The organism is Streptomyces sp. SID9727, from assembly GCF_010550605.1.
Taxonomy (GTDB): domain Bacteria; phylum Actinomycetota; class Actinomycetes; order Streptomycetales; family Streptomycetaceae; genus Streptomyces.
This window is the reverse complement of the sequence record NZ_JAAGNI010000006.1, coordinates 1-12,632: the sequence shown is the minus strand read 5'-3', so window position 1 is coordinate 12,632 and position 12,632 is coordinate 1. Positions and strand designations below refer to the sequence as shown.

Here is a 12,632-nt window from a genome sequence, read left to right as displayed (position 1 = left end):
GGGTCAACACCGCGTTCAACGCGGGCTCGTCGGGCGGCACCGCGGCGGTGGGGCTGCTGGTGGACCGGCTGCCGCTCGCCCTGTGCTGCGCGGTGGCGGCGGCCCCGGCGTTGCTGTGCGCCGGGGCGGTCCTGAGCACCGGTGTCCGGCGCGCCCGCCCGGGGACGGGGGCGCCGGAGGCGGCGGAAGCGGCGGAGGAGGTCAGCGGAGCTTGATCGCTCCGCCGTCGGCCATCAGGGTCTGACCGGTCATGTAACGGGCGTCGTCGCTCGCCAGGAACGCGATGACGGGCGCGACGTCCGTGCGCGGGTCGCCGAAGCGGCCGAGCGGGACCTTGGCGGCGGAGAGGGCGTACTGCTCGGGGTGGGCCTCGGCCCAGGCGGCGACGCCCGCGGTCTTCGCCATCGGGGAGACCACGTTGACCCGGATCCCGTCCGCGGCCCACTCGTTGGCGACGACCCGGCTCAGGCCGCGGATGGCCTCCTTGCCTGCGGCGTACGACGCCTGGTTGGGCTGGCCGTCGATGCCGGCGCCCGAGGCGAAGTTGACGACGGCGCCCCGCGCCTTCCTGAGCTCGGGGTACGCGGCGAGCATGAAGTTGCGGGTGGCGAAGAGCCCGGTGTCCAGGGCGAGCTTCCAGTCGTCGTCGGTCTGCTCGGTGAACGGGCGGACGCGGGAGGCGCTGGCGTTGTTCACGAGGATGTCCAGGCCGCCGAAGCGCTCGACGGCCGTGGCGACCGCCCGGTCGGCGACCGCGCGGTCCGAGGCGTCGCCCCGCAGGAACGCGACCGCGTCCCCGAGACCGGCCACCAGGGTGTCCCCCGCCTCCTGCTGGAGGTCGACGACCACGACGCGGGCGCCGCGCTCGACGAAGAGCCGGGTGACGGCTTCGCCGATGCCCGAGGCTCCTCCGGTGACGAGGGCGACCTTGTTCTCCAGTGTCATTGCGCTGTTCCTTCGACGTGCCGTGTCCGGCCCCCGCACCGAGCTCTTCCTTATGCACCATACACTTCTTATGTATGTTGCATATAAACGAGACGTGCGGGCCGCACGCGAAGGCGGCCGCCCACCCGCTCCCGGGTGGACGGCCGCCTCGTACGAGGGGTCAGCGGGTCACTTCAGGCCGAAGGCCCGGATGATCTCCTGGTCCACCGCGAGGCCGCCCGCGGCCTCGGCGTGGGCCTTGAGCGAGACCGCGGTGGCGCCCTTCTTCGGGGTCTTGAACCGGGCCGTCCAGGAACCCGTCCGGTCCTTCTTGAGCTGCACCGCGCTCCAGGTCTTCCCGTCGTCGTAACTCACCGACAGAGAAGCCTTCGCGGCCTTCACGGCGCCCTCCAGCCACTCCTGCGTGGTGGACGACAGACCGATCTCGGTCCACTTGCCGGCCCGTACGTCACCCGCGAGGTCCGTGGCGACGTCGTAGTCGAGCTGGAGCATGGGGATGTCGACCTGGTACGGGCCGTCCGGGTCGATGGCGCCCGAGACGAACGACCACTCCGTGTGGGTGCGGACGGACGTCTTCCAGGTGTCCGCGTCGCGCGAGGCGTCGAGGACCAGGCGGTAGGGCAGCTTCTCGGCGGGCAGGTCCCCGACGTAGCCGGCGCGGCCCGGTGCCTCGTCGAGCAGCTTGTCGCCCTGGTAGACCGCGGCCTTGCCGGTGTCGTACTCCTTGTCCGGCATGGCGCCCGAGTGACCGGCGCCGCCGTCCGTCCACGGGGTGACGTTGTACTGGATGTCGCCCCACTGGGAGCGGAACGGACCCCAGTAGCCCGTGCCGAGGCGGGGCCGGGTGACGGGTGCGAACCACTCGGCCTTGTTGGTGGAGCCGGCCCGGTAGTCCATCTCGCCGCCGCGCTCCTCCAGCGCGGTGTCGGTGCCCTCGGCGTTGTACTGCGCGTGGTCCTCGTACCAGAACGAGGCGCCCGGCAGCGGGGTGACCCACTCGGTGCGGGTGCCGGGGAACTTCTCGTACTCGGCGAAGCCGAGCCCGGGGCCGTACTCGGGGATGTCGTAGCGGAAGCCGCCGCCGACGACGTCGCGGTGGCCGTAGAAGGTGTTCTCGATCTTCGCCAGGTCACGGGTGGACGGGGCGAAGGCGAGCGAGCGGTCCGGGACGGTGCCGTCGTGGCGGTCGACCAGGTCGTAGACGTAGCTCGCGTACCTGTGCTGCTCGACGGTCAGCTTCTTGCCGCGCTGGGCGGCCTTGATCAGGTTCTCGCCGGCGATCCGCTGGACGGTGGCGACCGGGAGGGCGAGCGTGGTGCCGTACTCGCCGTAGGACTCCATCAGCCGGCCGTCGCCCTGGTTGACGACGAACAGCGCCTTCGCGCCGGCGGCGACGGCGGCGGCGACCCGGTCGGCCGGGGCCACCGTGTCGCTGCCGCGGATCACGACGGCCTTCCCCTTGGCGTCCAGGCGCTTGTACTCGGCGGCCGAGCCGGTGCCCGCGTAGACGCCGCGGAGCTTGGCGCGGCTGTCCTCGGCGACCGGGGAGCCGTTCTGCACGGTGGCCGGGACGTCCCGGCCGTCGGCCGTCAGGTCGAGCAGCTTCTCGCCCTGGCGCCAGCGGGTCAGGAAGGAGAAGTCGCCCTGGGTGACCTTCTTGGTGGGGCTCGCCCACAGCTGGTCGTACGTCAGCGGGATCTGGTACGCGTCGCGCTGGACGGTGCCGTCGGGCGCGGTGCGCGCCATGTCGTAGCGCAGCTGGCGGGTCTCGGTCTCCTTGGGCGTGCGCACGCTGACCTTGTGGGCCTTGGAGGCGTCGAGCGTCGCCGTGGCCGGCTTGTCGAGGATGATCTCGGGGGCCGCCAGGAAGGCGATGGCCTTGGAGTCGGCGGTGTCGCCCTTGACGTCGGCGGCCGTCCAGGCGGTGTAGGTGCCCGGGGGCAGCCTCAGGGTGGTGTCGCCCGAGACCGCGACCGGCGACAGGTTCGGGTCGCCGAGGGCGCCGAGGACGACGGTGCCGTCCATGGGCCTGCCGGAGCGGTCGCGGAGCCGGAGCGTGAGGTCGTAGAGCTCCTGCTCCTTGTTGAGCGCGAAGCCGGTGTGCGCGACGACGGCGCCGGAGGCGTCCTTGGCGACGACCTGGCCGGAGAACGTGGTGCCCGCGTCCACCTTCGACGGGTCGAGCGTGAGGACGGCCTCGGCGGTGGCGCCGGCCGGGACGGTCAGCTGCTTCACGGAGAGCGTGTACGCGTCCGAGGCGGTGTCCGTCGCCAGGTGGAGGGTGACGTCGGCGGCGCCCGTGTTGCGGTAGGTGATGGTGCGTTCGGCGACCGGGTCGGAGGCGCTGTGCGGCCAGTCGTACGCGGCGACCGCGACGGAGCCCGTGGCCTCGATCTTCGTGTCGATGGCGGCCTTCACATCGACACGGCCGGTGCCCTGCTCGTACGGGGTGTAGGCGGGCAGCACCTTGGACGAGGACATCAGCGCGTCCTTGATGCGCTGGCCGGTCCAGTCGGGGTGGCGCTGCTTGAGGATGGCGGCGGCGCCGGCGACGTGCGGGGTCGCCATCGACGTACCGTCCATGGACTGGTACATGCCCTCGATGCCGGGGACCGACTGGGAGGCGGCGGCGTTGATGCCGACGCCCGGCGCCGAGAGGTCCGGCTTCAGGCCGTAGCTGCGCACCAGCGGGCCCATGGAGGAGAAGTCGGCGCGGCCGTCCTGCTTGTCGACGGCGGCGATGGTGAGCGCCTTGTCCGCCGAGCCGGGCGAGCCGATGGTGCCCGCGCCGTACGCGTTGCCGGCGGCGATCACGAAGAGCGGGCCGCCGTCCGCCGAGAGGGTGTTGACGGCCTGGGACATGGGGTCGGTGCCGTCGTCGGCGACCGGGGAACCGAGGCTCATGGAGACGACGTCGGCGCCCTCCGCCTTGGCCCACTCCATGGCCTCGATGATGCCGGAGTCGGCGCCCGAGCCCCCGTCACTCAGCACCTTGCCGACGAGCAGCCCGGCCTCGGGGGCGACGCCCTTGTTGACGCCGTCGGACGCGGCGCCCGAACCGGCGATGGTGGAGGCGACGTGCGTGCCGTGGCCGTTCTTGTCGTCGATCTCCTCACCCGGGACGAAGCTCTTCGTCTCCAGGATGCGGTCCTTGACGTCCGGGTGGTCCTCGTCGATGCCGGTGTCCAGCACGGCGACCTTGATGCCCTTGCCGTCGTAGCCCTCGGCCCACGCCTGCGGGGCGTTGATCTGGGGCACCGAGTCCTTGAGGGCGGCCTCGGCGCGGCCGTCGAGCCAGAGCTTGGCGATGCCGTTGTCCAGCGAGCGGGCCGTGGCGGTGCGCGCGATGTCGTCCCAGAAGGCGCGGGCCGTGTCCTTGCCGGCCTTGAGGGCGGCGCCGTGGATGGACTCCAGCTTCCGGACGGCCATGCTGCCGCGCGGGGCGGCGGGCAGCGAACGGGCCTTGGCGGCGGGGTAGGTGGCGATCAGCGGGATGCCGCCGGTCGTCTTGTCGTCGTAGCCCATCTTCGCGAGCGCCGAGACGTTGAAGAGGCGGCGGTCGAGCTTGCCGGCCGCGAGGAGGCTCTGCGCCTCGTCGGGGAGGACGTAGAGGTCGTCCCCGGCCTGCTGGACGTGGACGCCGCCGGTGGCGCCCTCGGGGCGGTCCACGGTGACGGTGTCCCGGTTGCCCGCGCCGTCGGCGTAGTGGACGACGTCACCGGTGACGAGGGTGATGTCGTAGCGGTGGACGGGCCCGGCCGCGGGGGTGGTTCCGGCGGCGGGGGCCGGGGCGGCCGAAGCGGCGCCCGCGACGGGGAGCAGCACGCCGCTCACCAGGGCCGCGGCGGTGGCTATGAGGAGGGTGCGTCGCCCGGCGCGAGCGGGTCTCGCCCGGCCCGTGGCGGTGGAGGGGGTGAATGTCATGGGTGATGATCTACCGGTAAACCGGCCGCCGCGGGACGGTCCGCGCCTGGCGCGAATGTGCCGTGGCGGCAAACCGCCGGTCGTGGACGGGGTGCGGCACGGTCGAGTTCAGGCCACCGAGCCGATGCGGCCCGCCGGGGGCAGCCCGCCGGGGTGGTGGATCGGGGTGTGCGCGCCGGCCAGCGGGGCGCCGCTGCCGCCGCGCCGGACGGCGACGATCTCGGCGGCGATCGAGAGGGCCGTCTCCTCGGGCGTACGGGCTCCGAGGTCGAGCCCGATCGGCGAGTGCAGGCGGGCCAGCTCCAGCTCGGTCACCCCGGCCTCGCGCAGCCGTTCGTTGCGCTGGAGGTGGGTCCGGCGGGAGCCCATCGCGCCGACGTACGCGACGGGCAGCTTGAGCGCCGCCTCCAGCAGGGGCACGTCGAACTTGGCGTCGTGCGTGAGGACGCACAGGACCGTGCGGGCGTCCACCGGGGTTCCGGCCAGGTAGCGGTGCGGCCAGTCCACGACCAGCTCGTCGGCGTCCGGGAAGCGGGCCTTCGTCGCGAAGACGGGCCGCGCGTCGCACACCGTGACGTGGTAGCCGAGGAACTTGCCGGCCCGGACCAGGGCGGCGGCGAAGTCGATGGCCCCGAACACGATCATCCGGGGCGGCGGCACGCTGCACTCCACGAGCAGCGTGAGGGGCCGCCCGCAGCGCGAGCCGTCGGCGCCGATGGTGAGGGTGGCGGTGCGGCCCTGGTCCAGCAGGGCGCGGGCCTCGGCGGCCGCGGTGCGGTCCAGCTCGGGGTGCCCGCCGAGCCCGCCCTCGTAGTCCCCCTCGGGGCGCACGAGCAGGGGGCGGCCGAGGAGTTCGGCGGGGCCCTCGGTGACGCGGGCGACCGCGGCCGCCTCGCCGCGCGCGGCGGCGGTGAGCGCGGCGGCGTACACCGGCCGGGCGGGGTCGTCGGCCCGGACCGGGGTCACCAGGATGTCGATGACGCCGCCGCAGGTCAGGCCGACCGCGAAGGCGTCCTCGTCGCTGTAGCCGAAACGTTCGAGGCGGGTCCGGCCGTCGTCGAGCGCCTGTTGGCACAGCTCGTACACCGCCCCCTCCACGCACCCGCCGGAGACCGAGCCGATCGCCGTGCCGTCGCGGTCGACGGCCAGCGCGGCCCCCGGCTGGCGGGGGGCGCTGCCGCCGACGGCGACGACGGTGGCCACGGCGAAGTCGCGTCCCTGCCCGGCCCAGCGGTCGAGCTCTTCGGCGATGTCCAGCATCTCGGTCTCCTTGGCGGGTGAGTGGGGCGGCGGGTCAGCTGACGCCGAGCCAGCTCTCGATCGGGTGCAGGGCGAAGTAGACGACGAAGATCACCGTCAGGCCCCACATGAACGCGCCGACCTCGCGGGCCCGGCCCTGGGCGGCCTTGATGGCGACGTACGAGATGACGCCCGCCGCCACACCGGTGGTGATGGTGTACGTGAACGGCATCAGGACCACCGTCAGGAACACCGGGATGGCCACGGAGCGGTCGCTCCAGTCCACGTGCCGGGCGTTCTGCATCATCATCGCGCCGATGACGACGAGAGCGGCGGAGGCCACCTCGGCGGGCACGATCGCGGTGAGCGGGGTGAAGAAGAGGCAGGCGGCGAAGAACAGGCCGGTGACGACGGAGGCCAGGCCGGTCCTGGCCCCCTCGCCGACGCCGGTCGCGGACTCCACGAAGACCGTCTGCCCGGAACCGCCGGCGACACCGCCGATGGCCCCGCCGGCACCGTCGATGAACAGCGCCTTCGACAGGCCCGGCATGCGGCCCTTGTCGTCGGCGAGCCCGGCCTCCGTGCCGACTCCGATGATCGTGGCCATGGCGTCGAAGAAGCCGGCGAGCACGAGGGTGAAGACGATGAAGCCGACGGTCATCGCGCCGACGTCGCCCCAGCCGCCGAACGAGACGTCACCGAAGAGCGAGAAGTCCGGCGAGGAGACCGCGGAGCCCTTGAGCTCCGGCGGGCCGCTGCTCCAGATCTTGGGGTCGACGTCCGCGACCTTGTTGATCACGACGGCGACCACGGTGCCCACGACGATGCCGATGAGGATCGCGCCGGGGATGTCGCGGGCCTGGAGCATGAAGATCAGCAGCAGGGTGACCGCGAAGACGAGGACGGGCCAGCCGGCGAGTTCCCCGGCCGGGCCGAGGGTCACCGGGGTCGCCGTGCCCTTGCCGACGAATCCGGCCTTGTAGAGCCCGATCAGGGCGATGAACAGGCCGATGCCCATCGTGATGCCGTGCTTCAGCGGGAGCGGGATCGCGTTCATGATCAGCTCGCGCAGACCGGTGACCACCAGGAGGCAGATCACCGCGCCGTACATCACGCACATGCCCATGGCCTGCGGCCAGGTCATTTCGGGGGCGACCTGAGAGGACAGGACGCCGGAGACGCTGAGGCCCGCGGCGAGCGCGAGCGGGACCTTGCCGACGAAGCCCATGAGCAGGGTGGTCGCCGCCGCCGCGAGCGCGGTGGCCGTGATCAGGGCGGGCTGGCTGAGCAGGTTGCCGTCGACGTCCTTGCCGCCGAGGATCAGCGGGTTGAGCAGAAGGATGTACGCCATGGCCATGAAGGTCGTGACACCGCCGCGCACTTCCCGGGCCACGGTCGAACCGCGGTCGGATATGTGGAAGTACCGGTCGAGCCACGATCTGCCGGCGGGAACGCGCGAGCCGGGGCCCGCGTCCTCCGCACCGGTCTTCGGCTGCACTGACTGCTGGGTCATGATGCCTGACTCCCAAGGTTCACAGGGGCACCCGCGATGAAGAATCGAAATGCGGGATTTGGGATGACTGCGCTGGCGGCACGACCCGGGGGACGGCCCGAGACGAACTGTTCATGCAGGAAGGAACGGAACGGTTGGTGCCGTTCCGGCGCGGGGGGATGAGGGGCCGCGAGCGGGGCGGGACCCTGGGGCCCAGCCTCCGGGCGGTGCGGGCCGGGAAGTGTGACGTTCGCCGGTGGCGCGCACCGCCCGGAGAGCTGGTGGCGGAGCCCTCGTCAGACGCCGGTGAGGTGTTCCGGCCGGACCGGCGTCCGGTCGAGCTCCAGACCCGTCGCGTTCCGGATCGCCGCGAGGACGGCCGGGGTGGACGACAGGGTGGGGGCCTCGCCGATGCCGCGCAGCCCGTACGGGGCGTGCTCGTCGGCGAGTTCGAGCACGTCGACCGGGATGGTCGGCGTGTCGAGGATGGTGGGGAGGAGGTAGTCCGTGAAGGAGGGGTTGCGCACCTTCGCGGTCACCGGGTCGACGATGATCTCCTCCATGACGGCGATGCCCATCCCCTGGATGGTGCCGCCCTGGATCTGGCCGACCACCGACAGCGGGTTGAGCGCCTTGCCGACGTCCTGGGCGCAGGCCAGTTCGATGACCTTGACCAGGCCCAGTTCGGTGTCGACCTCGACCACCGCGCGGTGCGCGGCGAAGGAGTACTGGACGTGGCCGTTGCCCTGTCCGGTGCGCAGGTCGAACGGCTCGGTGGGCCGGTGGCGCCACTCCAGCTCGATGTCGATCGCCTCGTCCTCCAGGACGTCCGCGATGTCGGCCAGCACCTCGCCGCCGTCGGTGACGACCTTGCCGCCCTCCAGGAGGAGTTCGGCGGTGGCCCAGGCGGGGTGGTAGGTGCCGAGCTTGCGGCGGCCGAGCTCCAGGAGCTGTTCGCGGACGGCCTCGCAGGAATTCTTGACCGCGCCGCCGGTGACGTACGTCTGGCGGGAGGCGGAGGTGGATCCGGCGGAGCCGACCCTGGTGTCGGCCGGGTGGATGGTGACCTGGGAGACGCCGAGTTCGGTACGGGCGATCTGGGCGTGCACGGTGACGCCGCCCTGCCCGACCTCGGCCATGGCGGTGTGGACGGTCGCGACGGGTTCGCCGCCGATGACCTCCATGCGGACCCGGGCGGTGGAGTAGTCGTCGAAGCCCTCGGAGAAGCCGACGTTCTTGATGCCGACCGCGTAGCCGACGCCGCGTACGACGCCCTCGCCGTGGGTGGTGTTGGAGAGGCCGCCGGGCAGGGCCCGTACGTCGGCGTGCTCGCCGGCGCTCTCCCACTGGCGCTCGGGCGGCAGCGGCATCGCCTTGACCCGGCGCAGCAGTTCGGCGACGGGGGCGGGCGAGTCGACCTGCTGTCCGGTGGGCAGGAGGGTGCCCTGCTCCATGGCGTTGAGCTGCCGGAACTCGACCGGGTCCAGGTCCAGTGCGGCGGCCAGCTTGTCCATCTGCGCCTCGTACGCGAAGCACGCCTGGACGGCGCCGAAGCCGCGCATGGCGCCGCACGGGGGGTTGTTGGTGTAGAGGGCGATCGCCTCGATGTCCACGTTGTCGATGACGTACGGGCCGGCCGACAGCGAGGAGGCGTTGCCGACGACGGCCGGGGACGCGGAGGCGTAGGCGCCGCCGTCGAGCACGATGCGGCACCTCATGTGCGTGAGCTTGCCGTCGCGGGTGGCGCCGTGCTCGTAGTGGAGGCGGGCCGGGTGGCGGTGGACGTGCCCGAAGAACGATTCGAAGCGGTTGTAGACGATCTTCACGGGCTTGCCGGTGCGCAGCGCGAGGAGGCAGGCGTGGATCTGCATCGACAGGTCCTCGCGTCCGCCGAAGGCGCCGCCGACGCCGGAGAGCGTCATGCGGACCTTGTCCTCGGGCAGGCCGAGGACGGGCGCGATCTGGCGCAGGTCGGAGTGGAGCCACTGGGTCGCCACGTACAGGTCGACGCCGCCGTCCTCGGCGGGCACGGCGAGGCCGGACTCGGGGCCCAGGAACGCCTGGTCCTGCATGCCGAAGTAGTAGTCGCCCTTGACGATCACGTCGGCCCGGGCCTCGGCCTCCGCCACGTCACCGCGGACGATCGGCTGGCGGTGGACGATGTTGGGGTGCGGCACATGGCCGATGTGGTGGTCGTCGCGGCCCTCGTGGATGAGGGGGGCGCCGGGCGCGGTCGCGGACGCCTCGTCGGTCACGACGGGCAGCTCGCGGTAGTCGATCCGGATCTTCGCGGCGGCGCGGCGGGCCGTCTCCGGGTGGTCGGCGGCGACCAGCGCGACGGGTTCGCCATGGTGGCGGACCCGGCCGTGGGCGAGGACGGGGGTGTCCTGGATCTCCAGCCCGTAGTTCTTCATCGCGGCCGGCAGGTCGTCGTAGGTGAGGACCGCGTAGACGCCGGAGGTGGCCAGCGCCTCGGAGACGTCGATGGAGACGATCTCCGCGTGCGCGACGGTGGAGCGCAGGGTATGGCCCCAGAGCATGTCCTCGTGCCACATGTCCGAGGAGTACGCGAACTCGCCGGTGACCTTCAGGATGCCGTCGGGGCGCAGCGTGGACTCGCCGATGCCGCCCTTGGTGCGGCTGCCCTGGTTGATGTTGGTGGGGGAACCGGTAACGCCCATCGTCTAGACCGTCTCTTCCGCGCGGGCGGCCGCGAGGCGGACCGCGTCGAGGATCTTCTCGTAGCCGGTGCAGCGGCAGAGGTTGCCGGAGAGCGCCTCGCGGATGTCCGCGTCGGACGGCTGCGGGGTGCGCTCCAGGAGCTCGTCGGCCGCGACCAGGAGGCCGGGGGTGCAGAAGCCGCACTGGACGGCCCCCGCGTCGATGAACGCCTGCTGGATCGGGGACAGCTCCCCGGTGTCGCGGGTCTCGTCGCCCGCGGCGGGCTCGGCCTTCCAGCGCTTGGCCCGGTCCAGCGAGGTGCCGCAGGCGCCGGAGGCGCAGCCGGTGCCGGGGTGCGCCTCGGCGCGGTGGGCGGCGAAGTCGGCCAGGCCCTCCACGGTGACGACGTCGCGGCCCTCGACCTGGCCGGCGGCGACCAGGCAGGAGCAGACGGGGACGCCGTCGAGACGGACCGTGCAGGAGCCGCACTCACCCTGCTCGCAGGCGTTCTTGGAGCCGGGCAGGCCCATGCGCTCGCGCAGGACGTAGAGGAGGGACTCGCCCTCCCAGACGTCGTCGGCCTCGTGGCGGCGGCCGTTGACCGTGAAATTGACGCGCATGATCAGGCGGCTCCTTCGGTGCTGCGGCCGTTGCCGCGGTAGGACTCCCAGGCCCAGCCGAGGGTGCGGCGGGCCATGATGCCGACGGCGTGGCGGCGGTAGCTCGCGGTGCCGCGCACGTCGTCGATCGGGTTGCAGGCGCCGGCGGCGAGCGTGGCGAACTGCTGGGCGACGGACGGGGTGATGATCGTGCGGCTGTCCCAGAACCCGCCCTCCTCCAGGGCGGCGTTCAGGAACTCCTCGGCCTCCTTCGCCCGTACGGGTGTCGGGGCGGCCGATCCGATGCCGGTGCGGACCGTGCGGGTCTCGGGGTGCAGGGCGAGGCCGAAGGCGCAGACGGCGATGACCATCGCGTTGCGGGTGCCGACCTTGGAGTACTGCTGCGGCCCGTCGGCCTTCTTGATGTGCACGGCCCGGATCAGCTCGTCCGGTTCGAGGGCGTTGCGCTTGACGCCGGTGTAGAAGGCGTCGATGGGGATCATCCGGGTGCCGCGTACGGACTCGGCCTCCACCTCGGCTCCGGCCGCGAGCAGGGCGGGGTGGGCGTCACCGGCCGGGGAGGCGGTGCCGAGGTTGCCGCCGACGCCACCGCGGTTGCGGATCTGCGGCGACGCGACGGTGTGCGAGGCGAGCGCGAGCCCGGGCAGCTCGGCCCGCAGGTGCTCCATGATCTGGCTGTACGGGACCGAGGCGCCGAGCCGTACGTTCTCCTGGCCCACCTCCCACTCGGTGAGCTCACCGACGCGGTTCAGGTCCAGGAGGTATGCGGGGCGCCGGTGGTCGAAGTTGATCTCGACCATCACATCGGTGCCCCCGGCGATGGGCACAGCCGTCGGGTGCTCGGCCTTGGCGGCGAGCGCCTCCTCCCAGCTTGCGGGGCGAAGGAAGTCCATGGTGGCTCTCTTCTTCTCAATCGGGTTTTCACGCTGGGCTGGGTGACGGCCGGCCCTCGAACTTGTTCATGTCTTGTTCACGCGGTGTGTGGCCCAGTACACAAGCCCTGCTCCACCTGGTGCAGTCACCGAACCCATGAAGGAGTTGGCTGGTCTCCGCTCATGTCTTGTAGATTCGAACGAATGGCGGGGCTCAACAGCCTCACCGCAACACCCAGACTTCACCCGTACCAACGAAAGAGATCGGCGGCGACCCCATGCGGCTGCGCGCACTGCTGGAGAACGACGCGCTGGGCCTGCGGCTGCTCGGCGGCGACGAGGAGCTGGACCGGTCGGTCCGCGGCGTGATGACGACCGACCTGCGCGACCCGAGCCGCTACCTCACCGGCGGCGAGCTGGTCCTGACCGGTCTGGCCTGGCGCCGGGACGCCGAGGACTCGGAGCCGTTCGTGCGCATCCTGTCGGCCGCCGGGGTGGCCGGTCTCGCCGCGGGCGAGGCGGAGCTGGGCGACATCCCGGACGATCTCGTGGAGGCGTGCCGCCACCACCGGCTGCCGCTGTTCGCGGTCCACGAGACGGTCGCTTTCGCAACGATCACCGAGTACGTGGTGCGGCAGGTGTCCGGCGAGCGGGCGGGCGACCTGGCGGCCGTGGTGGACCGGCACCGCAGGCTGATGACCTCCGGCCCGACAGGTGGCGGCCCCGAGGTGGTCCTCGACCTCCTGGGCTCCGACCTGGACCTCCACGCCTGGGTGCTCTCCCCCACCGGGCGGCAGATCGCGGGCGCGGGCGCCCCGCTGCCCGCCGCCGCCGGGGCCGAGCTGGCCGGGCTGCATCTGGCCGCCGTCCGCTCGGGCC

The 12,632-nt window shown here is 72.3% G+C and carries 8 protein-coding genes and 1 pseudogene; 2 read left to right on the top strand and 7 right to left on the bottom strand.

Annotated elements, in window-relative coordinates; translation table 11 throughout:
- A pseudogene (locus tag G3I41_RS00565) lies at positions 1–215 on the top strand (MFS transporter); the annotation flags it as partial.
- Here the strand turns inward: G3I41_RS00565 and G3I41_RS00560 are convergent.
- From G3I41_RS00560 to G3I41_RS00530, 7 genes are all read right to left on the bottom strand, one after another.
- The gene (locus G3I41_RS00560; RefSeq protein WP_164398311.1) at positions 202–945 is read right to left on the bottom strand and encodes an SDR family oxidoreductase; all 744 of its coding nucleotides are present in this window, start codon (positions 943–945) and stop codon (positions 202–204) included. The pseudogene G3I41_RS00565 and the gene G3I41_RS00560 sit on opposite strands and share 14 nt — an antisense overlap.
- Before the next feature lie 168 nt (positions 946–1,113).
- Positions 1,114–4,869, bottom strand: coding sequence for a S8 family serine peptidase (locus G3I41_RS00555; RefSeq protein ID WP_164398310.1), 3,756 nt, complete (start codon positions 4,867–4,869; stop codon positions 1,114–1,116).
- A gap of 108 nt (positions 4,870–4,977) precedes the next feature.
- Positions 4,978–6,129, bottom strand: a complete 1,152-nt coding sequence (locus tag G3I41_RS00550) for an XdhC/CoxI family protein (protein ID WP_164398309.1) — start codon at positions 6,127–6,129, stop codon at positions 4,978–4,980.
- Between the two features lie 34 nt (positions 6,130–6,163).
- Positions 6,164–7,621 carry an NCS2 family permease gene (locus G3I41_RS00545; RefSeq protein ID WP_164398308.1) on the bottom strand — a complete coding sequence of 486 codons (1,458 nt, stop codon included), beginning with the start codon at positions 7,619–7,621 and terminating at the stop codon, positions 6,164–6,166.
- Positions 7,622–7,896: 275 nt separating this feature from the next.
- Positions 7,897–10,281, bottom strand: a complete 2,385-nt coding sequence (locus G3I41_RS00540; RefSeq protein WP_164398307.1) for a molybdopterin cofactor-binding domain-containing protein — start codon at positions 10,279–10,281, stop codon at positions 7,897–7,899.
- Positions 10,282–10,284: 3 nt separating this feature from the next.
- Positions 10,285–10,881, bottom strand: a complete 597-nt coding sequence (locus G3I41_RS00535) for a (2Fe-2S)-binding protein (RefSeq protein ID WP_093704893.1) — start codon at positions 10,879–10,881, stop codon at positions 10,285–10,287.
- Between the two features lie 2 nt (positions 10,882–10,883).
- Positions 10,884–11,774 carry a xanthine dehydrogenase family protein subunit M gene (locus G3I41_RS00530; protein ID WP_164398306.1) on the bottom strand — a complete coding sequence of 297 codons (891 nt, stop codon included), beginning with the start codon at positions 11,772–11,774 and terminating at the stop codon, positions 10,884–10,886.
- A gap of 257 nt (positions 11,775–12,031) precedes the next feature.
- Between G3I41_RS00530 and G3I41_RS00525 the strand changes: the two genes are divergently transcribed.
- Positions 12,032–12,632: PucR family transcriptional regulator ligand-binding domain-containing protein (locus G3I41_RS00525; protein ID WP_203599895.1), on the top strand; the 601-nt coding region annotated here is incomplete at its 3' end.